Here is a 22,035-nt window from a genome sequence, read left to right as displayed (position 1 = left end):
ATGTTCTTTGGAAGGTTTGGGGGCCAGTTCGTCCCCGAGACGCTTATAGAACCTTTGAAGAAGCTTGAAAGGGCTTACAAAAAGTTCAAGGACGACCCTGAGTTCAACGAAACCCTTGAATACTACCTGCGGAACTGGGCGGGAAGGCCGACACCCCTCTACTACGCGGAGAGGCTGAGCAAAAAGCTGGGAGGGGCGAAGATATACCTCAAGAGGGAAGACCTCCTCCACGGCGGGGCCCACAAGACGAACAACGGCATAGGCCAGGCCCTCCTCGCCAAGTTCATGGGCAAGGAGAGGCTCATAGCCGAGACCGGGGCGGGCCAGCACGGCGTCGCCACGGCCATGGCGGGGGCGCTCCTCGGGATGAAGGTAGACGTTTATATGGGCGCCGAAGACGTCGAGAGGCAGAAGATGAACGTCTTCCGCATGGGGCTGCTCGGCGCGAGGGTTATTCCCGTCGAAAGCGGCTCAAGAACCCTGAAGGATGCCATAAACGAGGCCCTCCGCGACTGGGTTGCCACCTTCGAGTACTCCCACTACCTAATAGGCTCGATTGTCGGGCCCTACCCCTACCCAGTCATCGTGAGGGACTTCCAGTCGGTAATAGGCAGGGAGGCCAGGGAGCAGATACTCGAAGCCGAGGGAACCCTACCTGATGCGGTAGTGGCATGTGTCGGAGGCGGGAGCAACGCAATGGGCATCTTCTACCCCTTCGTGAACGATAGGGTCAGGCTCATAGGCGTCGAAGCCGGGGGAAAGGGCCTCGAAACGGGCCTCCACGCGGCCTCGCTGAACGCCGGCGAGCTCGGCGTTTTCCACGGCATGCTCAGCTACTTCCTCCAGAACGAGGAGGGCCAGATAACTCCTACCCACAGCGTTTCGGCGGGGCTCGACTACCCGGGAGTTGGTCCCGAGCACGCCTACCTCAAGGATAGCAGAAGGGCCGAGTACGTCACGGTGACCGACGAGGAGGCTCTGAGAGCCTTCCACGAGCTTTCCAGGACGGAGGGAATATTGCCAGCGCTCGAATCGGCCCACGCGGTAGCCTACGCGATGAAAATAGCCCCCGAGATGGATAAAGACGAGATAATCATAGTCAACCTCTCTGGGAGGGGCGACAAGGACCTGGATATAGTCAGGAGGGTCGGGAATGTTTGAGAAGGGCTCGCTGATTCCCTACCTCACAGCCGGCGACCCGAGCGTCGAAAAGACCCTTGAGTTTCTGCTCGCTGTCGAAGAGTTCGCCGGTCTAATAGAGCTCGGAATCCCCTTCAGCGACCCGATGGCGGACGGGAAGACGATCCAGGAGTCCCACTACCGCGCCCTTAAAAATGGCTTCAAACTCGATGATACCTTCAGGATCCTCCGCGAGTTCAGGAGGCACTCCTCTACCCCAGTAATTCTGATGACCTACTACAACCTGGTTTTCAGGACGGGAGTTAAGAAGTTCCTCGGAGAGGCTAAGGCCAGCGGGGCCGACGGGATCCTCGTTGTTGACCTTCCGGTGAGCCACGCAGGTGAATTCCTCGATACGGCCAAGGAAGAGGGGATAAAGACCGTCTTTTTAGCGGCTCCGAACACTCCCGATGAAAGGCTCAGAGAGATAGATAAAGCCTCTACCGGCTTCGTGTACCTTATCTCCCTGTACGGAACCACTGGAGCCCGCGACAGACTTCCCGAGACGGCTTTCGACTTCGTGAGGCGCGCCAGAAAGATATGCAACAACAAGCTGGCAGTCGGCTTCGGTGTTTCGAGGAGGGAGCAGGTGGAGGAGCTTTTGAAGGCTGGAGCTGACGGGGTTGTCGTTGGAAGCGCGCTGATAGGGCTCATATCCCGCAGTGAGAACCCCGTGGAAGAGCTGAGGAAAAAAGTGAAGGAGCTAGCAGGCTACTCCAGAGCTTTGTAGAACCTCTCGTAGGCCTCTTCTATTTCTTCCCATTCCAGTTTTTCCCTGAGTCTCTCCGGGTCCGGCGGGTTTTTCCTCATGAAGTCTAGGAACTCCTCTATCTGCTCCCTGGACATGCTGAGGACCTCCCTTACGAAATCGGGAGAATCGTGGAGCACCGCCTTTCCGTAGGTCTCCATGAAGGCCCAGGAGGTTCCGCCGAACTCCTCCAGTCCGAGCTCCCTGGAGAGCGAGAGGTAGCTTAATCCGATGAAGTAGGGGACGCCTATGACGAAGCCCATGAGCCTGTCGTGGGTCTTCCAGTCGAGAAAAACCACCTTCCCCCCGATGGAGCGTATAAAGTCGGCGACTTCCTCTGCATCATCTTCCCTTCCAGGGATGGGAACCACTATGAACCTCTTCCCTTCGGTAGTCTTCGCTCCGGGCCCGAACATCGGGTGAACGCTCGCAACTCTTGTTTCCCCGTCAAAGCCCGCGTAGGTTCCAACAACGCGGGACTTGAAGGTGGCTATATCGAAGACGATCTTTTTTCCACCGTGCTCCCTTGATACCTCTGCGAGCTTTTTCAGCCTTTTCGGGACAGTGTCGAGGGATGAGGCTACCATTATCACGTCCAACTTCAGGTAGAGTTCCTCCAGCGATCCAACGTCGCTCCGCCCGTGTTCGGAGTAGAAGATCACCTCGAACCTTCCGCCGAGACACCTCTCGAAGAGCCTTCCCATCCTTCCGTAGCCCGCGATTCCAATGCGCATTCCAACTCCTCCCTAATGACCCTTAATCCCCTCTCAAGCCCCTTCCCTGAGAGGGATATCCTTATGAAGTTGGGGTAGTCGCCAAAGGCCATTCCTGGAAAAACGGCAACTCCCCTTGAGAGCAGCCTCTCGGCGAAGGCCATCCCGTCCTGGGGCGTTCTGAGGAAGATGTAGAAAGCTCCCTCCGGCTCAACGAAGTCGAAACCCCTGAGCATCTTTGAGGCCATCCTGACCCTCTCAAGGTATGCCCTCCTGACTTCTTTGATGAGTTCATCCCTGAGTTCGAGTGCCTTTACTCCAGCCCTCTGAACGAAGGGCGGGACACATGTTACCGTGCTCTCTATGAACCTCTGTATCCTCCTGATCTCGTTCCGCTCTCCTATTGCGTAGCCGAGCCTGAAGCCGGTCATGGAGTAGAGCTTTGAAAAGCCCTTAACTGTAACGACGTTTTCGTAGAGCTCTCTCGCCGGTGTAAAGCGGGTGAAGCTGAGCTCAGCGTAAACCTCGTCCGAGAGCACCTTAACACCGTTCTCCTCGGCGACATCGAGCAGTCCCCTGAGCTCCTTACCAGACAGAACCCTCCCCGTCGGGTTGTTGGGGTAGTTGATTATGATGAGGTCAGCTTTTATCTCCTCAACCCTCGGAATCCACCTCTCATCCAGGGTCGTTTTTATAACCTCTACCTCCCTCCCGAACTGGCGGGCTATCAGCGAATAGGCGTTCCAGTGGGGAGAAACGATGGCCACTTTTTTAGCAGACGCTATCTCCGCCGCTATGAGGATCTTCGCACCTGGGGCGACGATGACTTCATCGGCCGAAACCCCCTCGAACTCGGCTATCCTCTCCCTCAGCTCCCTTATTCCGCCGGTACTCGTGTAACCGGTTTCTCCCATCCTGAGCGACTCTACAGCCTCCTCGATTATCTCCCTCCTGACCGGTATGTCCGGCTGGCCGGCGTCGAGCCTCGACTCAGGCCTAACCTCATTTATCCTGTTGAAAAACTCGTAAACGTTGAACATCCCTGCTCACCTCAAGGATGGCTTCGAAAACCCTCCTAAATTCGCCTGCCCTGGATAGAACTTCTCTCTCCCTGTCCGGGTCGTAAACTGGCATTTCGAGCTTTAGCTTGGCTTCCCCTATGGCCCTTGCTACTTCCATCCTCCTCTGGAGAAGCTGGAGAATTTCCCAGTCAATCTCGTCTATCCTTCTCCTCAGAATGGCAAGTTCTACAAGATCAGGACTCGATATTGGCGGGACATCACCGTCACCGTTTTGGGCTTGAACCTCGGGATTTAACCTTTTGGACAGGTTCACCTAACCATCCCCTCCCAGGCCCTTCTCCTCAGGAGGTGGTCGGCTATTACGAAGGCAACAGAGCTTTCCACAACTGGGAGGGCCTTTGGGACTATGCAGGAATCGAAGCGCCCCCTCAGCCTGAGCGTGACTTCCTCCATCCTCCCCAGGTCAACCGTTCTCTGGGGGAGGTAGATGGATGGTGTCGGCTTGAAGGCAGCCCTCACCACGAGCGGCATTCCAGTCGTCATGCCCCCCAGAACACCGCCGTGGTTGTTGGTCTCGGTCACAACCTTTCCGTCCTTCAGGACGAAGGGGTCATTGGCCTGGCTCCCCCTGAGCTCCGCTAACCCGAAGCCCAGGCCGAACTCAACGCCTTTGACGGCCGGGATCCTGAAGAGGGCCGAGGCTATATCCGCCTCGATGTCCTCCTCCCAGGGCCCGCCTAGGCCCGGAGGAACGTTGAAGGCGACGGCCTCAACAATTCCTCCAACACTATCGCCGGCCTTTCTGGCTCTTTCCATCTCCTCAACCATGGCCTCGAAGGCCCCCTTGTCTGGACAGTAGGGGTTTTCAGAGCTCAACAGATCCTCGGGAGAAACATAAGCCTCCACGCGCCCTATCCGCTTGAGGTAAGCCCTCACCTTGATTCCTTCCCTTTCCAGGAGCTTCTTGGCGAAGTAGCCCGCTATAACGACCCCAACCGTCAGCCTCCCCGAGAAGTGGCCCCCGCCCCTGTAGTCGTTGTATCCGAAGTACTTTATCCCCGCTGGATAGTCCGCATGCCCCGGTCTCGGCGTGTTCCTTATCTCATTGTAGTACGAGGAATCCACGTCCCTGTTCTCCACGATGACGGCGACAGGTGTCCCAGTTGTCCTCCCCCTGAAGACTCCTGAGAGGATCTTCGGCTCGTCGGTTTCTTTCCTCTTGGTTGCAAACCTCTCTATGCCCTTCCTCCTCTCAAGCTCCCGCTTGAGCTCCTCAACGCTGACCTCTATTCCAGGGGGGAGCCCCTCTACAAGGACTCCAACAGCTTTTTCGTGGCTCTCGCCAAACAGGGAAAAGCTCAGCAGTTTCCCCCTCATTCCAGGAGCCTCCTCAGGTCGTCGAAAAACCCCGGGTGCGACTTGGAGACGCTCTCCGTGTCCTCGATGATGGATGGCCCAGTAGCGCCGAGAGCCGCTATGCTCATGGCCATGGCTATCCTGTGGTCGTTGAAGGTCTCTACCTTAGCTCCCCTCGGCCGTCCGCCCTCTATCTCAAGCCCGTCCTCAAGCTCCCTCACCTTAACCCCCATCCTCGACAGGTTGACCGCCATCGCCCTCACCCTGTCGCTCTCCTTGAACCTGAGCTGTCTCGCCCTTATCACGCTCCTGCCCTCTGCGTAGGCCGCAACAACGGCCAGTATGGGGAACGAATCCGGAAAATCGGAGCAGTCGAGTGCAACAGCTTTAAGCTCGCCCCCCTCGACCTCCACGTAGTCCCTTCCCCTCTTCACCCTCGCCCCGAACTCCTCAAGCGCATCCAGGAAGGCCATATCCGCCTGCACATCGTCCCTCAGGAGGTTGTTCACCCTAACTTTGCCGTACAGGGCCCCAGCTGCCAGGAAGAAGGAGGCAGTTGAGTAATCTCCCGGAACCTTATACCTTGTCCCCTTAACTCCAGGATATACCTCGAAGGAGAAGCCCTCCCTCTCAAATTCCACTCCAAAGGCCTCCATCGTCCTGAGCGTCATCTCGATGTAGGGCTTTGAAACGGGGTTCCTGGCCTCGACCTTCAGCCCGACCTCCGCCCCCAGGAGGAGCAGGCCGCTGACAAACTGGGAGGACTTGGATGCGTCGACCGAGACCCTCCCGGGCTTTATGGGGCCCTTCACGGTAAGCGGGAGGCTAAAACCATAAATCTCCGCCCCAAGGTCCTTCAGGGCTTTCACGAGCCCGTCCATCGGCCTCTCTCTCAACCTTCTCGCCCCGTCTATGAGGGTTCTCCCTCCAATACCTCCAGCGATAGCAATCGAAAACCTAGCCGTTGTCCCGGATTCCCTGGCGTAGACAAAGCCAGGAGAGGGCTCCTCTGGTGGCACAACGGTTTTTCCATCCACATCCGCACCGAAGGACCTGATGGCTTCTATAGTTGCGAGGGTGTCGTCGCAGACCAAGGGGTTCTCTATGGTGCTCCCCCCTTCAGCCAGCAGGGCCAGGAAGTAGGCCCTGTGGGTGTAGCTCTTCGAGGGAGGGGCATCGAGCTCTCCTCTGACTTCATCAACGGGCCTGATTATCAACGCGATCACCTCAGCTCTGTTGTCAGGACTTTCCCAAACTGCTCCCACTCCTCTGCAAGCTCCTCTGGCTCATTCGTGACGGCAAAAACCACCGGCCCTTTCCCGCTCAGCCCAACCACGGCCCCCTTCTCCAGGGCAATCCTGAAGGGCTCGATGGGGTGGCCGAGATACGTCGAGTAAACCAGACCGTTTATGAGGGCCGCTTTCCTCCACTCACCCTCAAGGGCCAGCCTCACGGCCTCCTCCACGTAAGGTCTGATTGGGAAGAAGTCCCTTCCGCCTAGGCTCTCTGTTAGGAGGGTTTTTCCGGGGAGTAAGAGCACAACGGGAAGGGACTCGACTTTGGAACTGTGGAGAACCCTCATCCCGAGGTTGTCGGTGACCCAGAGCGAACCGAAGTAGGAGGCGCAGGCGTCGTCAAAGGCCCCTGTTAGGGTAACGCCAGCCCTCTTAGCGGCCTCGACCCCGGCTTTAACCACTTCCATTTCGCTCATATCAAGCCCGAGGGCATTAGCCAGGGCCTTTGAGAGGGCGTTAGCCGCTGCGGAGCTGCTCTTGAGGCCCATCGCAATTGGTATCTCCGACTCTATCCTGAACTTGATCCCGAAGTCCTCGCCTGTTTTCTCCCTGAAAACATCAGCGACCGCTTTAACGAGTCTGAAATCCCTAACCTGCTCCCCTCTAACCCTGATCTCGCCCTCTATTCCATCACCCTTTAGCTTGACCTCAGCCCTCGTCCACAGCTTTATCCCGATCGCTGAACCCACTCCCGTTGCGAAGGCGTTGACAACGGTAACGGCGCTACTCGCTGATGCCCTCAAGCGCAGCCCCCCTCATAAGCCCTTCATCTGGCTTAAATCCCGTCCAAAGCCTGAAGCTCTCGATGCCCTGATAGACGAGCATCCAGAGGCCGTCAACTGTTTTACAACCCCTTAACTCGGCCTCGATGAGGAGGCGCGTCTTCAGGGGCTTGTAAACTATGTCCATGACGACGAGGTCTTTCCTCAGCAGCTCGGTGGGAACAGGAGTTTCCCAGGAGTTCATTCCGACGGAGGTGGCGTTTATCAAAACCTCGGCCCATTCAAGGTACTTCCCAAGGTTCTCTCTGTTCAGAGCGTCCCCCGTTATTCCAAAGCGCTCCAGGGCCTTCGCCTTTTCAGGGGTTCTATTGAGGACGACCACTTCGTTGTCCTTGGAAAGTTCGTAGGCTATTGCCTTCCCCGCACCGCCCGCACCTATGATGAGTATCCTCCTTCCCCCCAGTTCGATGGCCCTTTCGAGGGCCCTCCTCGCGCCCAAGCCGTCAGTTGTGTGGCCTTCCAGCTTCCCTTCCCTGTTAACGACCGTGTTGACGCTCCCGATTTCTCCCGAGTCCTCGGAGAGTAAGTCGAGGAAATTAATCACCGCCTCCTTATGAGGCATTGTTACGTTCAGGCCCGAGATTCCGAGGGCCCTGACGCCTTCCATGGCATCTCCGAGCCTCTCTGGAGGAACCTCAAAGGCAAGGTAGACGGCGTTAATCCCCAGGGTCTTGAAGGCCGCGTTGTGCATCGCCGGGCTGAGCGAGTGTCTCGCCGGAAAGCCGATCACACCGTAGAGCCTCGTTTCCGCGTCAGCCAAAGAGCATCACCCTCAGCCTTTCCAGTTCCTCCGCCGGGAGCTGTCCTGGAGCTACTTCCCCATCAACGGGGGCGTATGTGAACGGCGCCAGCTGGGCCGAAAAGACCCTGGAGATTCTCCCGAGGGGCCCCATGCAGAAGGCGATGAGGTTCTCAGCATGCTCGTAAAGCCTCAGAACCCTCAGGTTGTCGAGGGGGGAGTTTGCTGTGGTGACTATCTTTATTATCTCAGGCTCCAGCTCCTCCATCTCCTCAAGGAGCGTCAGGAGCTTCCCAAAATCCGGGGTTCCATTGAAGTTGTGGTGTGAGAGGACAACCCCGACACCGTTCTCTCTGGCGAGCTCAATGACTTCCTGGGCTATATCCGAGGCGAATTCCACGTCAACGTAGGCCGGTTTGAGCTCCATAACCCTTCTGTAGAGGCTCAGTCTTGTCCCGTCATCGAGGGGTTTAATACCTCCCTCCTCCTTCCGCCTCGGCGTGAAGATGAGCCTTCTGGCGTGCTCACCAAGCGCCTCCAGTCCCTCAAAGCCCTCGAAGGAGTCGAGCCTGATCTCGTAGAGGTCGAAATTTGAGGTTTTTATCTTCTCAAGCGCTTCCCCCGGGTTTCTGGCAGTCACCACTCCCGCTATCATCCCTCGTTGCCTCCAGGGCCCTTTTCAAAACCGCATCATCGACTTCCTCAACAACGACATCGCCTATTTCAACCGGGATGACGAAGGTTATCCTCCCGTACCAGGCCTTCTTGTCGAGCCTCATCTCCCCTAGTATCTCCTCCGCCCTAAAGGGGTGCCCCGTGGGGAGCCCGAGCTTCTTCAGGAGCTCCTCGGTCTTTCCAGAATCGAAGCCGTAGAGCTCTTCCCCGACCTTCGAGGCCACCATGAGTCCCATCGAAACCGCAAGCCCGTGCTTTATCCCGTAGTTAGACAGCTTCTCGATTGCGTGTCCGGCTGTATGCCCGAGGTTGAGTATCCTCCTCAACCCGCCCTCCCTCAGGTCCTTCTCAACTACCTCCACCTTGAAGAGGGCACACTGCTTGATGAGGGTCTCGTTTATCCCTTCAAAGTTCCTGGCGAGGGTGTAGACCTTCCTGTCGAGCAGGGCGTACTTTGCAACTTCCCCGAGCCCGTTCCTGATCTCTTCCTCTGGGAGCGTGGAGAGGGTTTCATGGGCTATCAGGACGAAGTTTGGAAGGTAAAACGTCCCGATCATGTTCTTCCCGTTGAAGTTCACCCCTGTCTTGCCCCCTATGGCCGCGTCCACCTGGGCCAAAAGCGTCGTTGGAACGAGGCCGAGGAGGGTCCCCCTCATGTATGTCGAGGCCACGAAGCCCGCTATGTCTGTCACGACTCCCCCGCCGAGGCCTATAAGGAGGGACTTCCTCGTGAAGCCCTCCTCCTGGAGTCTCTTCCAGATGGCTACGGCAGTTTCGAGGCTCTTGTACTCCTCGCCGTCCGGGATCACTATCCTTATCGGCTCCTCTATCCCTTCGGCGGCCTTTTCAAGCCAGAGCCTCTCCACCGTCGTGTTCGTCAGAAAGGCGACCCTGTGGGGGTTCAGCTCCTCCACGAGGGAGGGAAGGGCGGAGAGGGGGCCGAAGCTCAGGCCCTCCATCCGAGCCCCCCAGCTCCATGAGGAAGACCTCGGTGTACCAGTCGTTCTCCTCGACCCTCTCCGAGAGCACGTACCTCGGAACGCCCTCGGCAGCCTCTCTCGATGTTGTCCCTTTCCATCCGAGCCCTTCAAGCTCCCCCAAAAGCCTCTCGAAGTCCTCGAAGGCCAGCTGCTGGGCAGAGTCCGAGAGGGCCTTATCCGGCTCGGGGTGAACCTCGACCATTATCCCGTCGGCCCCGACTGCATAAGCCGCTTTTGCCAGGGGTATCACGAGCTCCCTCCTGCCCGCTGGATGCGAGGGGTCTACTATTATCGGCAGGTGGGAGAGCTCCTTGACGACGGGGACGGCCGAGATGTCCAGGGTGAACCTTGTGGAGGTTTCGAAGGTTCTTATGCCCCTCTCGCAGAGGATAACGTTCTCGTTGCCCTCGCTTAGTATGTACTCGGCCGAGTAGAGAAGCTCCTGGACGGTGTTTGCCATGCCCCTCTTCAGCACCACAGGGTTGTCGACCTTTCCCACTGCCTTAAGCAGCTCGAAGTTCTGGGAGTTCCTGGCGCCGATCTGGAGCATGTCGGAGTACTTCGCAACCAGCTCCACCTGCGAAACGTCCATGACCTCCGTAACGGTTACGAGGCCGTATTCATCAGCTGCTCTCCTCATCCACTTCAGGGCCTCCTCCCCGTGCCCCTGGAATGAGTATGGACTCGTCCTCGGCTTGAAGGCCCCTCCGCGGAGAACTTTAACGCCCTTCTCGGCCAGGAACTCCGCGACCTTCATTATTTGCCCCTGGCTCTCTACCGCGCAGGGACCTGCTATTACCGTGAATCCGTCGCCGATTTTAACCCCTCCGACCTTAACGACAGTTTTCGGCTTGGAGCCCTTCTCGAATTTGAACCTCATGTCAGCATCACCTCAACCTTCTTCACGACGCTTTCCGCAGTCAGACCATAGCGCTCCAGGAGTGAGAAGTAGTCCCTGCTCGACCTGCCGAACTCCGTCGTCCCGATCCTGATGAGCCTCTTCGGCATCTTTTCCGAGAGAACCTCCGCTACCGCTCCCCCGAGGCCGCCGTGAATGCTGTGCTCCTCAAGGGTAACGACCAGGTCTACCTTAGCGGCCAATCTCAGCAGCGTTTCCTCGTCGAGGGGCTTTATCGTGTGCATGTCAACGACCCCAGCGCTTATTCCCCTCTCCTCAAGCTTCCTCGCCGTTTCGAGGGCCACCGACACCATAACGCCAGCGGCCACAAGGAGAACGTCGCTTCCCTTTCTGAGGACACTTGCCTTTCCCAGCTTCAGCTTTGGACTATCATAGACCCTTGGAGCGTGGTCCCTGCCGAGGCGCATGTAGACGGGCCCCTCGAGCTCGATGACCTGTTTGAGGAGGACGGGAACTGAGGGGGCGTCCGCCGGAACAACTACCGTCATGTTCGGGAGGACGCGCATGAGGGCTATGTCCTCAAGGCACTGGTGTGATGAGCCGTCCATGTGGTCTGAAAAGCCAGAGTGCGTTGGAATGAGCTTGACGTTGAGGTTGTCCCTGGCTATCGTGTTCCTTATCTGCTCCCAGGCCCGCATCAGGAAAGCCGCAAAGGCCGAAACAACCGGGATTTTTCCTGCTATTGCCAGACCCCCAGCCATCGAGACCATGTCCTGCTCGCTTATACCCACCTGGATGAACCTCTCGGGAAAGGCCCTCTCGAAGTAGGCCGTTTTCGTCGAGCTCTTGACGTCCGCATCTAGGACGACGATGTTCGGGTTCTCCTCCCCTAGCTCGACTAAAGCTCTCCCGAAGGCTTCCCTGAAGCTTTCTATCACACTTCCCACCTCGCTATGATGACCTTCGGCCTTCCTCCGAGTTTTTTGGCAGTTTCGAGGGCCCTCTTGAGCTCCTCCTTCCTGTTGGGAACCCCCATAACCTCCCAGCCGAAGGCCCTCCACTTGTCTGCCAGCGGTTCCTTGCTCAGTATCTCCTCGGTTCCTCCCGTGAGCTGGAAGTAGTTCCTGTCGACTATCGCTATCACTCTATCGAGCCTGTGGTGCGATGCTGTCATAGCAGCTTCCCAGACCTGGCCCTCGTCCAGCTCGCCGTCGCCTAGGATGACGTAGACGTACCCATCTTCCCCGTCGATGCGCTTGGCCATCGCTATTCCGTTGCCCACCGAGAGTCCCTGGCCGAGGGAGCCGCTGGAGACCTCTATGAAGGGTAGCCCCCTGATTACGTGGCTCGGGAGGCCGTCTATGTCCGCGAAGCTGTAGAGCTCCTCGTCGCTGAGAAGACCCATCTCGTGGAGCATCACGTAGAAAGCTGGAGCCGAGTGGCCTTTGCTGAGTATTACGACGTCTTTCTCTCCTTTCTCCTCGAGCACTGCCGAGAGAATTTCGAGGCAGGTCTCCGAGGACTCGAGGTGGAAGTTGTTGACGGGCTGGAGCATGCTCTGGAGCTTTATCCTCGGATCGAGGGCCTCACTCATGGCCGTCCACCTCCAGAAGGCTGAGAATCATTCTCCCGTGCTCGGTAAGCCTAACGGGCCTGGGGTTTTCCTTAGTGCCGTAGTCTATGAGCCCGAGTTCCTTCAGAATTCTGGCGTTCAGCTTAAGGGTTGAGAGGGCTTTTCTTTCCTTTCTGCTGAGCTCCTCAAGGAGAGAATTCAGGGAGCGGTGTCTGCCGTTTATGCTCCTCAGTATCAGTCTCTGGTTCTCGTTCAAAGCCCTCAGAACGAGCTTCCTGATTACCTCTTCCCCGCCGGGGGTTACTAATATTGGCGGGACATCACCCATTGGCGGGACATCACCTGGTTTGAAGACTTCATAAACTGGCGGGACATCACCGATCACCGGAGACGGATGAATCAGCAACCCTATTTAAACTATTCGCCAGGTTTGCCTGTCCAACTCCCAAAAAAAGACCCCCATCTCATCAATCTGTTAAAAATCAGTGTGGAAACTGGTGTATTTTTGTCGATTTGACAAACAGGCGTCCAAAAATGTTATCATACGGTTCAAAAATTGGCACGCGGTGGTTAAATGAGGATAGCGGTCATTGGGGCGGGAATGATTGGGGGGGCCGTTGCGAAGGCCCTCGCCGAGAAGGGCCACGAGGTTATCGCCACGAGGAGGAACGTTGAGAAGGCAAAATGGCTTGGGGAATACGGGGTTAAGGTCATCAGGAACAACCTGGAGGCAGCGGATTGGGCCGAGGTTGTTTTTCTGGCGGTGAAGCCCAACAAGGTAGCGAAGGTGCTGGGAGAGATAAGAGAGGCACTTAACGGCAAGATACTCGTATCTTTGGCCGCTGGAGTTCCAATAAAGGTCCTAAAGGGGCTCGCCCCGGGGGCAAAGGTCGTTAGGGCGATGCCCAACATAGCCATACTCGTGGGGGAGGCTTTCACAGGCTACGCCACGATCGATCTTGAGCCCGATGAGAGGGAGAAGGTCGAATCCCTTCTCAGGGCCTTCGGCGAGTGTCTTCTCGTCGATGAGGAGCACATGGACGCGATAACCGGACTCAGCGGCTCGGGGCCGGCCTACGTTTCGGTGTTCGTTGAGTCGATGATATACGGGGGTTTAAGGGTCGGCCTTCCGAGGGAAGTGGCAAAAATAGCCGCCCTCCAGACCCTCCTCGGCACCGCAAAGCTCCTGTTGAACTACGAGGGCCATCCAGCTGAGATAAGGGACATGGTGACGACCCCGGGAGGGACTACGATAGACGGCATCTTCGAGCTCGAGGAGGGCAAGATAAGAACGGCGATAATGAAGGCCATAGATGCTGCAACTAAGAAGTCCAGGATCCTCTCAACGAGAACTTTACCCTGAGAGGGCCTTTCCCGCTTCCCTCTCCCCGCTTTCTTCAGCGGCCCTTTCCTTGGCTCCTTTGAGTTCCTCGATGACGTCCACCAGAACGTCTATTGCCAGGAGGTATTCGCTGAGGCTGATGCGCTCGTGGGGTGTGTGGTCCAGCCTGGAATCGCCCGGACCGTAGGCGACGGCATCAACGCCGAACCTCGGGCCCAGGATGTTCATGTCGGCCGTTCCCGTCTTTTTCTTCAGTCTCGGCCTCATGCCGTTCCTCCTTATGCCCCTGACGAAGGCCCTGACGAGTGGACTCCTCCTGTCGACCTGGTAGGCGGGAACGAAGTCGAGGATCTCCCAACCCTTGGGCGGATTGTAGCCTGGGGGAGTGCGGAGGTTTATCACCATCTCGCCGTAGAAGTCGAAGTCCCTCTCGTAGGCGTGGAGCTCCACTATCCTGCCGCTCAAGGCGTCGAAGCCCTCTCCAAAGGAGGACTTTATCTCGAGCCATCTGTTTATCAGCCTCTCAGCGGCGTCAACCCCTAAACTCCCGTGAACTTTCTCGACGCTCTCAACGAATTTTGCAGTCAAACTGCCCTTGTATCCTATCGTGACGCCGTCGACGCCGCTCGGCTCGCCGATGATGATGTAGTCAGGTCTGGGAACGTCGAGGTTCTTGGCGCCCTTGGAAAAGCCCTCCTCGTCTACCAAACCGGCGAAGATTATGTTTGCGTTGCTCTCCAGCGTGGCGAAGAAGAAAGTCGCAAGCGGGCCCTTGGCATCGACGCTCCCCCTGCCCCAGAGGACCCCGTCCTCTATCCTGACCGGGATTATCCCCGGGACGGTATCGACGTGGCCGGCGAGTAGTATCCTCGGACCCTTCCCTTCCCTTATCGCTATCGCGTTTCCCACCTCATCGACGTAAGCATCAACCCCAAAGCTCTCAAAGGACTCGACGATGAACTTTACTGCCTCACTCTCCCTTCCGGTGGGGGAGTAAATCTCCACGAGCTTCCTCAGGAATTCAACCTTCTCCTCAGAGGATATCATTCAGAACACCCTCTATCTCTTTCCTTGCTTCCTCCAGCGTGTCCCCCTCGATTATCAGCGGCGGGAGGAGTCTTATCACCCTGTTTCCTGCCGTGTTGACGAGGATTCCCCTCTCCTGGAGGGCCTTAACGTAGTTCCCCGCGGGCCTTCTGAGGACTATCCCGATCATGAGCCCCCTTCCCCTGGTCTTGACCACCCTCTCGCCCGAGAACTCCATGAACTTTTCACCGGCCTTCTCAACGAGCCTGTCTCTCCTTAGTATCCTCAGCGTTGTCGCCACGGCCCTGCAGGCGAGCGGGTTGCCTCCAAAGGTGGAGCCGTGCTTTCCCCTCGGTATCTCCAGGTCGGTTAGAGTAAGGCTCACGGGGAAGCCGTTGCCTATTCCCTTTCCCATCGTCACTATGTCCGGCCTCACCCCGTAGTGCTCTATTGCAAGGAACTTTCCCGTTCTGAGGCCGCTCTGGACTTCATCCGCTATCAAAAGGGCCCCAACATCCTCCGTGAGGTCCCTGAGCGTTTTGACGAACTCCTCCTCTGCAGGAACTATTCCCCCCTCACCCTGGATCGGCTCGAAGATAACGGCTGCAGTTTCCCTCGTTATGGCCTCTTTTGCCGCTTCGACGTTGTTGAAGGGGATATGTTTGAATCCCGGAACTAGGGGTTCGAAGCCCTCGCGGTACTTCTTCTTCCAGGTGGCGCTGAGGGAACCGAGTGTTCTTCCGTGGAAGGCGTTGGTCATGGCCACTATCTCCGAACGCCCAGTTGCGAGGCGGGCGAACTTTATGGCGGCTTCAACGGCTTCGGTTCCCGAGTTGCCCATGTAGACGTACTCGTAGTCTACCCAGTGGGAGAGCTCCTCGAGCATCTCCTCCCTCTCGTCGTGCTCGAACATTGGACCAGCAACGACTATCTTCTCCAGCTGGCGGCTCATATCGAGTACCCACTCCGGGTGGGCATGGCCAAGGACGTTCACGCCTATTCCGGCTATGAGATCCAGGTAGCGTCTTCCCTTCTCGTCCCAGACGTAGACACCTTCGCCCCTTACGAGCCTGAGCCTCTTCCTGTAGAGCGGCATCTCCCTCAAGTTATCACCGTCCTGCCGTTGAGTCCCTGGATGACCACCCTTTCAACGCCGCTCTCAACGGCCTTTGCGGCCATCATGAGCTTCTTCCTCATCCCCCCTTTAGCGTATCCGAGGAGCTCTGGGAGCTCGTTCAGGTTCACTCTTTCTACGACGCTCCCACCTGCCATAAAGGCCGAATCCGAGACGAAGACGAGCTCCCTCGCCTTGGTGACTAGGGCCATGTGGTAGGCCACTTTATCCCCGTCGACGTTCAGTGGGACGTTCTCAACGGGATCGTAGGCCACCGAGGCTATAACTGGCAGCCCGAGCTTCCTGAGCTCCATCAAAGCCCCAACGTTTATCCTCTCCACGGTTCCCGAGTAGTCGTCTCTTATTGCAACCGTTTTTCCGTTGATTACTGCCTTTACGAGCTTCTTCCTCCTCCCAATCACCAGCTCGTGCTCAATTCCCATAACGCCCACCGCGTTTATTCCCCTGACCTGAAGGAACTCCACGAGCTCCCTGTTCGCCCTCATCATAGCTGCCAGATAAACGTCGAGGACTTCCTTAGTTGTCCTCCTGAAGGTCACTCCGGAGGGGCTGGTGAGCCTTTTGATCTTCACCCCGAGCTTCCTTGAGAGCTCGTCGACGTGCCTCGAGCCACCGTGCACAACGACCGTGTCAGGGCTCCTCAGCGAGCTTGAGAGGCCGTCGCTTGCCCAGACCTCCTCAAACCTCACCAGTGCGGCCCCACCTATCTTAACGACCCTCATGGTACCACCTCACACGGGGTAGACCGGGTAGTAGTTCAGACCGGTCCTCTCGTTGAGTCCAAACATCAGGTTCATGTTCTGAACCGCCTGCCCGGAACCGCCTTTGATGAGGTTGTCTATGGCCGAGAATATTATCGCCCTGGAGTTCTCCTCGTCGTAGGCAAAGCCTATGTCCGCGAAGTTGCTCCCTATAACGTACTTCGGATCTGGGAAGCGCTGGAAGCCGCCTTTGTCGGTAACGAGCCTCACGAAGGGTTCATCCTTGTACACCAAAAGCTTCCTCAAGAGCTCCCTCGTGCTCCCCTCGAAGCGGAAGTAGATGGTGGCAAGAAGTCCCCTGATGATGTCAACGGAGTGGACGGTGAAGGCCGCCTTAACCCCGGTCTCCTGGATCACCTCGCCCTCGTGCCTGTGGTGGTAGGGCTTGTATACCCTGACGACGTGGCTCCTCTCCGGATGTATGCTCGCCACGTTCTCCCTCCTTCCCCCCGCAGATGAGCTAACCTTGAGATCGACTATCGCCTCATCCGTGAGCTCCCTGAAGGGGTAGAGCGCGAGGATCGTGGCGGTCGCGTTGCAGCCTGGGTTTGCGACCAGCTCGGCCTTCCTTATCTCCTTCCTGTGGAGCTCGGGGAGACCGTAGACGAACTCTTTTATGAGCTCCGGCCTCTTGTGCTCGCCGTAGTACTCCCTGTATAGATCTTCCCTCAGCCTGAAGTCCGCGCTCATGTCTATGATCTTCGCGCTCCCGAGGTAGTCGTCTATTATCTCCATCGAGGTCCCGTGGGGGACCGCTAAGAAGATAACGTCGGCATCGAACTCCTTGGTGTTGGTGAAGCGTAAGTCGAGTCCCCTGAGGTTGGGATGAACCTTGTGTACCTTCTGGCCGGCGAAGCGCCTCGATGTTATAGCCGTGATCTCGACCTCGGGGTGCATGGCCAAAAGCCTGACTAGTTCCCCACCAATGTAGCCGCTGGCACCGACAACCGCGGCCTTTATCATGTCTTAGCCACCTCCACAGCGTATTCCACCAGCTTTCCGGCCATGTCAGCGCCGGTGACCCTGGCGGCGTTCTTGAACTCCATGTTGGGGTTGACCTCGTTCACAAGGAGACCTTTTTCGCTCTCGAAGATGTCTATAGCCAAAGCTCCCTCGCCGAAGGCCTCCCAGGCCTTAACCGAGAGCTCCTCGACCTCGGGATCGCTGCAGGGCTCCGCTTTGCCGCCCCTCGCTGTGTTCGTTATCCAGTGGTTGGAATAGCGATAAATCGCCCCGACGAACTCCCCTCCTATGACGTAGCTCCTTATGTCCCTTCCGGGCTTCTCCACGAACTCCTGGAAGTAGTGGATTCCGTAGAGAGGGTTCTTCATCCACTTCCTGTGCTCCAGGACGGCCTCCAGCGAGTCCCTGTCGTTCACCTTCGCGAGGAGCCTTCCCCAGCTTCCAAAAACCGGCTTTGAAACGAGCGGATAGCCGAGGGAATCCGGAACTCTCAGGGCTCCTCCCTCGCTCAAAGCGGCCTTCCACTCGGGAACGGGAACCTTCCCGGCCAGCCTCAGAGTGGCGAACAGTTTATCACCTGCCTCGAAGATGAGCCTGGAGGAGTTAACTGTCGGAATCCCCTCGCTCTCGAAGAGCCTGGCTGTGTAGAGGGCCTTGAAGTGGCTTACGTTCCTTATTATGACGACGTCGAGGTCGTAGTTCCCGGGGAAGAGCAGGTCGTCCTCGTGGAGCATAACCACTTCCCCAAACTCGCCGGCCCTCTCCTTTATGGCCATTTCCTCCCTTCTGAGAACCGTGTAGGTGATCCCTATCCTCATCACCACCACCAAAAAAATTGAAGGGGTTACTCCCCCCAGTCCTCCTCGACCTCGGGGAGCTCCTCTAATGTTAGGGGCTCGAGGCTCACAACCTCAAGCTCCGCTCCGCAAACCGGGCATTCGACTATCTGGTGCAGTTCGACCTCTCCGATCTCTATTTCACTTCCGCATACAGGGCATTCCACCATTCTTCCCCACCTCCATTCTTCGCCGCATATCGGGAACTTAAAGGCTTCGTAACAAATGAAATCCGCTTTAAAGCTCAAGTTACGGATGCAACACTCACCCCGCCATTCGGCTTATGTCGCTCTCCAGTCTGCTCAGCCTGATCTCATCCCGCCAGACCTCATCCATAGACAGAAGGTCCTCTATCTCGCCGATTATTCCCCTGACGACGTCCTCAGTCCTCGCCCTTCCGCCCATGTCCGGCGTTAGCTCTCCGTTCACAACGTAGCCCCTCACAGCCGCCCTGATGAGCGAGCCGTCAAGTCCGAGGTAGTCGAGGAGCATCGCACCGCTCAGTATGGCCCCTATGGGGTTGGCTATCCCCTTTCCAGCTATGTCGGGGGCAGAACCGTGGACCGGCTCGAAGAGCGCTATTCCGTCCCCATAGTTCCCGCTGGGAACGATACCTATACTGCCCGCGTGAACTGTGGCGAGGTCGCTCAGTATGTCGCCAAAGAGGTTCTCGCTGAGAATTACTCCGTGCTCCCAGGGGTTCCTGACGAGCTTTATAGTGAAGGAGTCGATTATGGCATCCCTGACTTCAACGCCCTCCTCCCCCGCCACTTCCCTGACTATCCTCCTGAAGAACTTGTCGCCTGTGAGGACGTTGGCCTTGTGGACGAAGGTTATGAAGCTCCCCCTGGCCTTGGCCTGCTCCACGGCAAAGCGGGCTATTCTTTCGGCACCTTCCCTCGTGATGAGCCTGACGTCTACAGCTCTCCCGTTCACAACCGCGCCTATTCCGAAGTAGAGGCCCTCGCTGTTCTCCCTGACTATGACGATTTCCCTTCCCGTTCTAAGGTCGGGGATTATTCTCAGGTTGGCGTAGAGGCCGAGCTCCTTCCTGAGGGTGAGTATTAAACTCCTGTATCCAGGAAGGTCGAAGGGAGTCGTGGTAGCTCCAAATAGAACCGCGTCGCTCCTCCTTATCTCCTCAAGGTCCTCCTCCCTGATTGGGCTCCCGCACTCCTGGAAAACATCCACGCCGCCCTCGTAGTACTCGAACCTTACCCTGCCCGTTACGGCTTTCAAGACCCTCACCGCACCATCTATGACCTCTGGCCCTATTCCATCGCCGGGGATCACGGCTACTCTATACACAGGTCACCCCTCCTCGCTATGAAGCTCAGTATTCCTCCCTCCTCGACGATCCTGAGCAGGAAGCCGTCGAGCGGTTTGAAGTGGAAAACTCCGTTCTCGGTTCTCACCTCACCGGTCCGCCAGTTCACCTCGACTACCTCTCCGTCCCTGAGCCCGCTCGTGTCGCCGACGAGCAGGGGAAGGCCGAGGTTCACGGCGTTGCGGTAGAATATCCTTCCGAATGACTCCGCTATAACCCCCGCAACTCCCGCCGCTTTGAGCGAGAGGGCAGCGGATTCCCTGGAGGAGCCTATCCCGAAGTTCCTCCCGCCTACAACAACGTCCCCCGGCTTTACCTCCCTTGAAAACTCGGGGCGGGCCTCTATGAAGGCTATCCTTGCCAGCTCCTCCGGATCCTTCGTGAGGTTGTACCTCCCGGGGGTTATCGTGTCGGTCGAAACGTTGTCCCCGAAGCGCCACACTCTTCCCCTCGTTATCATGCCCCTCCCTCCGGGGTTGTTATCTCTCCATAGAGGGCGCTGAGGGCAGCGGTTACCGGACTGGCAAGATAGATCTCGGAGTTGGGCGAGCCCATCCTTCCCCTGAAGTTCCTGTTTGTAGTGCTCAGAATAACGTCGCCATCACCTGCAACACCCATGTGCCTTCCGAGGCACGGGCCGCAGCCCGGTGGGAGTATGACCGCCCCAGCATCTATCAGAACCTTTGCAATGCCTGTCTCGATCATCCTGCGGTAGACGTTGGCCGATGCTGGCCCTATTATCGTCCTGACCGCGACTTCCTCCCCGGCGAGTATCTCTGCTGCCCTCTCAATCTGCTCGAAGCGGCCGTTGGTGCACGAGCCGATGAAAACCTGGTCTATCTTCGTCCCCTCGACCTCTTCAACGGGAACGCCGTTCGAGGGATGGTGTGGTTTCGCCACCATCGGCGGGAGGGATGAGAGGTCTATCCCGAGCTCCAGGACGTAGCCGTCCCCGCTGTACTCCTCCCCGATGATTCCGGTCTTGGCGTTGGCCTCGACGCTGAAGTTGGTGAGAGTTAGTCTCTCGTCAAAGCTGAAGGGGACGTTGAAGAACTCGATAGCTTTGTAGTTCATCTCGAAGTCCCTCAAAGCGGTGATGATGTGTATCATCGCATCGGCCGCCATGACGTTTTTTCCGGGCCTTCCCTCGAAGACCACCGAAACGCTCTCGGGAACGCGGAACCAGGTTTTTCCGAGCCCCATGACGACGGCTGTATCCGTGGCCCCTATCCCAACGGCGAAAACCCCAAGGGCCCCCAATGTGGGCGTGTGGCTGTCAGCGCCTACAACTATCCTGGCGTTATCTGCCAGGCCCATCTCGACGGCAAGCTGGTGCGATATCCCCTGACCTTGAATCACCGGAATCCCCTGCTCCCCCGCGAACTCCAGGATTTCCTTCTGGAGGTTGGCTATCTTGACCGTTGGGGCTGGAAATACGTGGTCGAAGAAAACGTACGTTCTCGGCACAACCCTTGTGAAGTTCCTCCTGAAGGCCTCTATTATGAGGGGCATCGTGCCGTCGTGCGCGTAAACGAGGTCAACTTCCCTGACGACGACCTCACCGGTTTTGGCTCCGAGAAGTTCCTCAACGAGCGTCATGTCATCATCCTCCTCGCTTCTTCGGCCAGCATCTCGGGTGTGAAGGGCCTCCTTGAGGCCTTTACCCTCCTGAGGAGCTCTTCGATTATCTCCTCGTCGTGGATTCCGAATCTGGATAGATGGAAGCGTATCGTCTCCCTGCCTGCGAAGCGGTCGACGTAGATGGTCCTCTCCCTGCCGAATGTTTCAGCCGGAAGGAACTCGTAGAAAGACGGATCCCTGACGACCGCCGAAACGTGCAGGCCGGCCTTGTGTGTGAAGGCGTTCTGGCCGACTATGGGGTAGTTGACCTGGACCTGAAGGCCGGTTATCTCGCTCACGAGTCTGCTCAGCGAGTAGAGCTTCTCCAGCCTGTACTTTTTGACCCCGTAGTGGTAGTAGAGCGCCGCCAGAAGATGGGACAGGTCGACTATCCCTGCCCTCTCCCCAATTCCGTTAACGGTGGCATCCACCAGCGTAGCCCCGGCCTCGATTCCCATTATCGCGTTTGCCAGGGCCAATCCCAGGTCGTTGTGGCAGTGCACATTTACGGGAATCCCGAACTCGACGACGCGCTTGACGAGGTCGTAGAACTCGAGGGGATGAGCGGCTCCGGTTGTGTCCGCTATGCTCACCCTGTCGACCTTGAGCTCCCTGGCGAGGTTCAGAGCTGCTGTGAGGTTCTTCCACTCCGTCCTCGTGGTGTCCTCCGGTGTGAAGCGGATCTTCAGCCCGTGGTCCTTGGCGTATAGAATAGCATCCTCGACCCTGGTGAGGGCTCCGCTGAGATCCGTCCTGAACCTCCTTTCCAGGCACCTCTGAGAGAGGCACATGAAGATACCTATCCATTCTGCTTCGGCCTTCAGAACGAGGTCGATATCGCTCCTCAGGGCCCTTGAGTGCGCCAGAATGTTCGCGTTGAGGCCATGGGAAGCGAGAAGGCGTATCCCCTCAAGGATCTCCCCGCTTACTGCCGGATGGCCGGCCTCTATAAAATCGACTCCGACCTCATCGAGGGCGATTCCTATTCTAAGCCTGTCCTCCGGGCTGAAGTTTACCCCGGGTGTCTGCTCCCCTTCCCTGAGCGTTGAATCCAGCACCATTATTCCACCGCTTAATATGCATCACCCACTCAGCCGTGTGAGG

General features: G+C 57.4%; 25 protein-coding genes and 1 pseudogene. 3 read left to right on the top strand and 23 right to left on the bottom strand.

Annotation, left to right across the window (positions count from 1 at the left end):
- Together trpB and trpA are read left to right on the top strand one after the other, a co-directional pair.
- Positions 1-1,161, top strand: coding sequence for a tryptophan synthase subunit beta (gene trpB / locus ACZ5TN_RS04575; RefSeq protein WP_464917505.1), 1,161 nt, complete (start codon positions 1-3; stop codon positions 1,159-1,161).
- A complete protein-coding gene (gene trpA, locus ACZ5TN_RS04570; protein ID WP_464917282.1) occupies positions 1,154-1,909 on the top strand; it encodes a tryptophan synthase subunit alpha in 756 nt (251 codons plus the stop codon). The genes trpB and trpA overlap by 8 nt, the downstream gene beginning before the upstream one ends.
- Here trpA and ACZ5TN_RS04565 read toward each other — a convergent pair.
- From ACZ5TN_RS04565 to ACZ5TN_RS04505, 13 genes and pseudogenes are all read right to left on the bottom strand, one after another.
- Positions 1,891-2,661 (bottom strand): prephenate dehydrogenase/arogenate dehydrogenase family protein, encoded by a 771-nt coding sequence (locus tag ACZ5TN_RS04565; RefSeq protein WP_464917281.1) that lies wholly within the window; start codon positions 2,659-2,661, stop codon positions 1,891-1,893. The genes trpA and ACZ5TN_RS04565 overlap by 19 nt on opposite strands.
- On the bottom strand, positions 2,586-3,680 hold the full coding sequence (locus tag ACZ5TN_RS04560; protein ID WP_464917280.1) for a pyridoxal phosphate-dependent aminotransferase: 1,095 nt from the start codon (positions 3,678-3,680) through the stop codon (positions 2,586-2,588). Before ACZ5TN_RS04560 ends, ACZ5TN_RS04565 begins: the two co-directional genes overlap by 76 nt.
- Complete coding sequence (locus tag ACZ5TN_RS04555) at positions 3,643-3,975, bottom strand: chorismate mutase (RefSeq protein WP_464917279.1); 333 nt, start codon at positions 3,973-3,975, stop codon at positions 3,643-3,645. Before ACZ5TN_RS04555 ends, ACZ5TN_RS04560 begins: the two co-directional genes overlap by 38 nt.
- Positions 3,972-5,039: a chorismate synthase gene (gene aroC / locus ACZ5TN_RS04550; protein ID WP_464917278.1), complete on the bottom strand. Its 1,068-nt coding sequence runs from the start codon at positions 5,037-5,039 to the stop codon at positions 3,972-3,974. The genes ACZ5TN_RS04555 and aroC overlap by 4 nt, the downstream gene beginning before the upstream one ends.
- Positions 5,036-6,235, bottom strand: a complete 1,200-nt coding sequence (aroA, locus tag ACZ5TN_RS04545) for a 3-phosphoshikimate 1-carboxyvinyltransferase (RefSeq protein WP_464917277.1) — start codon at positions 6,233-6,235, stop codon at positions 5,036-5,038. The genes aroC and aroA overlap by 4 nt, the downstream gene beginning before the upstream one ends.
- 5 nt (positions 6,236-6,240) lie before the next feature.
- Positions 6,241-7,062: a shikimate kinase gene (locus ACZ5TN_RS04540; RefSeq protein WP_464917504.1), complete on the bottom strand. Its 822-nt coding sequence runs from the start codon at positions 7,060-7,062 to the stop codon at positions 6,241-6,243.
- Complete coding sequence (locus ACZ5TN_RS04535; protein WP_464917276.1) at positions 7,037-7,855, bottom strand: shikimate dehydrogenase; 819 nt, start codon at positions 7,853-7,855, stop codon at positions 7,037-7,039. The genes ACZ5TN_RS04540 and ACZ5TN_RS04535 overlap by 26 nt, the downstream gene beginning before the upstream one ends.
- On the bottom strand, positions 7,848-8,489 hold the full coding sequence (locus ACZ5TN_RS04530) for a 3-dehydroquinate dehydratase (protein ID WP_464917275.1): 642 nt from the start codon (positions 8,487-8,489) through the stop codon (positions 7,848-7,850). Before ACZ5TN_RS04530 ends, ACZ5TN_RS04535 begins: the two co-directional genes overlap by 8 nt.
- The gene (gene aroB, locus ACZ5TN_RS04525; RefSeq protein WP_464917274.1) at positions 8,443-9,468 is read right to left on the bottom strand and encodes a 3-dehydroquinate synthase; all 1,026 of its coding nucleotides are present in this window, start codon (positions 9,466-9,468) and stop codon (positions 8,443-8,445) included. Before aroB ends, ACZ5TN_RS04530 begins: the two co-directional genes overlap by 47 nt.
- Positions 9,469-9,577: 109 nt before the next feature.
- Positions 9,578-10,369 (bottom strand): annotated as a pseudogene (aroF, locus tag ACZ5TN_RS04520) (3-deoxy-7-phosphoheptulonate synthase); the annotation flags it as partial.
- Positions 10,366-11,286 carry a transketolase family protein gene (locus ACZ5TN_RS04515; protein WP_464917273.1) on the bottom strand — a complete coding sequence of 307 codons (921 nt, stop codon included), beginning with the start codon at positions 11,284-11,286 and terminating at the stop codon, positions 10,366-10,368. The gene ACZ5TN_RS04515 and the pseudogene aroF, both read right to left, overlap by 4 nt.
- A complete protein-coding gene (locus tag ACZ5TN_RS04510) occupies positions 11,283-11,942 on the bottom strand; it encodes a thiamine pyrophosphate-dependent enzyme (protein ID WP_464917272.1) in 660 nt (219 codons plus the stop codon). Before ACZ5TN_RS04510 ends, ACZ5TN_RS04515 begins: the two co-directional genes overlap by 4 nt.
- Positions 11,935-12,249 (bottom strand): hypothetical protein, encoded by a 315-nt coding sequence (locus ACZ5TN_RS04505; RefSeq protein WP_464917503.1) that lies wholly within the window; start codon positions 12,247-12,249, stop codon positions 11,935-11,937. Before ACZ5TN_RS04505 ends, ACZ5TN_RS04510 begins: the two co-directional genes overlap by 8 nt.
- A gap of 246 nt (positions 12,250-12,495) precedes the next feature.
- On the opposite strand from ACZ5TN_RS04505, the gene proC reads away from it, so the two are divergent.
- The gene (gene proC / locus ACZ5TN_RS04500) at positions 12,496-13,284 is read left to right on the top strand and encodes a pyrroline-5-carboxylate reductase (RefSeq protein WP_464917271.1); all 789 of its coding nucleotides are present in this window, start codon (positions 12,496-12,498) and stop codon (positions 13,282-13,284) included.
- Here the strand turns inward: proC and ACZ5TN_RS04495 are convergent.
- From ACZ5TN_RS04495 to lysS, 10 genes are all read right to left on the bottom strand, one after another.
- On the bottom strand, positions 13,276-14,310 hold the full coding sequence (locus tag ACZ5TN_RS04495) for a [LysW]-lysine hydrolase (protein WP_011249229.1): 1,035 nt from the start codon (positions 14,308-14,310) through the stop codon (positions 13,276-13,278). The two genes, proC and ACZ5TN_RS04495, sit on opposite strands and share 9 nt — an antisense overlap.
- Positions 14,297-15,385: an acetylornithine/succinylornithine family transaminase gene (locus tag ACZ5TN_RS04490; RefSeq protein ID WP_464917502.1), complete on the bottom strand. Its 1,089-nt coding sequence runs from the start codon at positions 15,383-15,385 to the stop codon at positions 14,297-14,299. Before ACZ5TN_RS04490 ends, ACZ5TN_RS04495 begins: the two co-directional genes overlap by 14 nt.
- A gap of 5 nt (positions 15,386-15,390) precedes the next feature.
- On the bottom strand, positions 15,391-16,146 hold the full coding sequence (locus ACZ5TN_RS04485; RefSeq protein WP_464917270.1) for a [LysW]-aminoadipate/[LysW]-glutamate kinase: 756 nt from the start codon (positions 16,144-16,146) through the stop codon (positions 15,391-15,393).
- A gap of 9 nt (positions 16,147-16,155) precedes the next feature.
- A complete protein-coding gene (argC, locus tag ACZ5TN_RS04480) occupies positions 16,156-17,148 on the bottom strand; it encodes an N-acetyl-gamma-glutamyl-phosphate reductase (RefSeq protein WP_464917269.1) in 993 nt (330 codons plus the stop codon).
- Positions 17,145-17,966: a lysine biosynthesis protein LysX gene (gene lysX / locus ACZ5TN_RS04475; protein WP_011249233.1), complete on the bottom strand. Its 822-nt coding sequence runs from the start codon at positions 17,964-17,966 to the stop codon at positions 17,145-17,147. The genes argC and lysX overlap by 4 nt, the downstream gene beginning before the upstream one ends.
- A gap of 26 nt (positions 17,967-17,992) precedes the next feature.
- Positions 17,993-18,154 carry a lysine biosynthesis protein LysW gene (gene lysW, locus ACZ5TN_RS04470; RefSeq protein ID WP_011249234.1) on the bottom strand — a complete coding sequence of 54 codons (162 nt, stop codon included), beginning with the start codon at positions 18,152-18,154 and terminating at the stop codon, positions 17,993-17,995.
- Positions 18,155-18,248: 94 nt separating this feature from the next.
- A complete protein-coding gene (locus ACZ5TN_RS04465) occupies positions 18,249-19,292 on the bottom strand; it encodes an isocitrate/isopropylmalate family dehydrogenase (protein ID WP_011249235.1) in 1,044 nt (347 codons plus the stop codon).
- Complete coding sequence (locus ACZ5TN_RS04460) at positions 19,280-19,771, bottom strand: 3-isopropylmalate dehydratase small subunit (protein ID WP_011249236.1); 492 nt, start codon at positions 19,769-19,771, stop codon at positions 19,280-19,282. The genes ACZ5TN_RS04465 and ACZ5TN_RS04460 overlap by 13 nt, the downstream gene beginning before the upstream one ends.
- On the bottom strand, positions 19,768-20,910 hold the full coding sequence (locus tag ACZ5TN_RS04455; RefSeq protein ID WP_011249237.1) for a 3-isopropylmalate dehydratase large subunit: 1,143 nt from the start codon (positions 20,908-20,910) through the stop codon (positions 19,768-19,770). Before ACZ5TN_RS04455 ends, ACZ5TN_RS04460 begins: the two co-directional genes overlap by 4 nt.
- Positions 20,907-21,992, bottom strand: coding sequence for a homocitrate synthase (lysS, locus tag ACZ5TN_RS04450; RefSeq protein WP_011249238.1), 1,086 nt, complete (start codon positions 21,990-21,992; stop codon positions 20,907-20,909). Before lysS ends, ACZ5TN_RS04455 begins: the two co-directional genes overlap by 4 nt.
- Between the last annotated feature and the right edge of the window lie 43 nt (positions 21,993-22,035).

The sequence above is a fragment of the Thermococcus sp. JCM 11816 genome, assembly GCF_055396515.1.
This window is presented reverse-complemented; position numbering and strand designations above follow the sequence as displayed.

Excerpts from the sequence above, each read along its gene's own strand:
- trpB (WP_464917505.1), top strand. The coding sequence starts at position 1 with ATGTTCTTTGGAAGGTTTGGGGGCCAGTTCGTCCCCGAGACGCTTATA.
- trpA (WP_464917282.1), top strand. The coding sequence starts at position 1,154 with ATGTTTGAGAAGGGCTCGCTGATTCCCTACCTCACAGCCGGCGACCCG.
- ACZ5TN_RS04565 (WP_464917281.1), bottom strand. The coding sequence starts at position 2,661 with ATGCGCATTGGAATCGCGGGCTACGGAAGGATGGGAAGGCTCTTCGAG.
- ACZ5TN_RS04560 (WP_464917280.1), bottom strand. The coding sequence starts at position 3,680 with ATGTTCAACGTTTACGAGTTTTTCAACAGGATAAATGAGGTTAGGCCT.
- aroC (WP_464917278.1), bottom strand. The coding sequence starts at position 5,039 with ATGAGGGGGAAACTGCTGAGCTTTTCCCTGTTTGGCGAGAGCCACGAA.
- ACZ5TN_RS04530 (WP_464917275.1), bottom strand. The coding sequence starts at position 8,489 with ATGATAGCGGGAGTGGTGACTGCCAGAAACCCGGGGGAAGCGCTTGAG.
- aroB (WP_464917274.1), bottom strand. The coding sequence starts at position 9,468 with ATGGAGGGCCTGAGCTTCGGCCCCCTCTCCGCCCTTCCCTCCCTCGTG.
- ACZ5TN_RS04510 (WP_464917272.1), bottom strand. The coding sequence starts at position 11,942 with ATGAGTGAGGCCCTCGATCCGAGGATAAAGCTCCAGAGCATGCTCCAG.
- ACZ5TN_RS04505 (WP_464917503.1), bottom strand. The coding sequence starts at position 12,249 with ATGGGTGATGTCCCGCCAATATTAGTAACCCCCGGCGGGGAAGAGGTA.
- proC (WP_464917271.1), top strand. The coding sequence starts at position 12,496 with ATGAGGATAGCGGTCATTGGGGCGGGAATGATTGGGGGGGCCGTTGCG.
- ACZ5TN_RS04495 (WP_011249229.1), bottom strand. The coding sequence starts at position 14,310 with ATGATATCCTCTGAGGAGAAGGTTGAATTCCTGAGGAAGCTCGTGGAG.
- ACZ5TN_RS04490 (WP_464917502.1), bottom strand. The coding sequence starts at position 15,385 with ATGCCGCTCTACAGGAAGAGGCTCAGGCTCGTAAGGGGCGAAGGTGTC.
- ACZ5TN_RS04485 (WP_464917270.1), bottom strand. The coding sequence starts at position 16,146 with ATGAGGGTCGTTAAGATAGGTGGGGCCGCACTGGTGAGGTTTGAGGAG.
- argC (WP_464917269.1), bottom strand. The coding sequence starts at position 17,148 with ATGATAAAGGCCGCGGTTGTCGGTGCCAGCGGCTACATTGGTGGGGAA.
- lysX (WP_011249233.1), bottom strand. The coding sequence starts at position 17,966 with ATGAGGATAGGGATCACCTACACGGTTCTCAGAAGGGAGGAAATGGCC.
- lysW (WP_011249234.1), bottom strand. The coding sequence starts at position 18,154 with ATGGTGGAATGCCCTGTATGCGGAAGTGAAATAGAGATCGGAGAGGTC.
- ACZ5TN_RS04460 (WP_011249236.1), bottom strand. The coding sequence starts at position 19,771 with ATGATAACGAGGGGAAGAGTGTGGCGCTTCGGGGACAACGTTTCGACC.
- ACZ5TN_RS04455 (WP_011249237.1), bottom strand. The coding sequence starts at position 20,910 with ATGACGCTCGTTGAGGAACTTCTCGGAGCCAAAACCGGTGAGGTCGTC.
- lysS (WP_011249238.1), bottom strand. The coding sequence starts at position 21,992 with ATGGTGCTGGATTCAACGCTCAGGGAAGGGGAGCAGACACCCGGGGTA.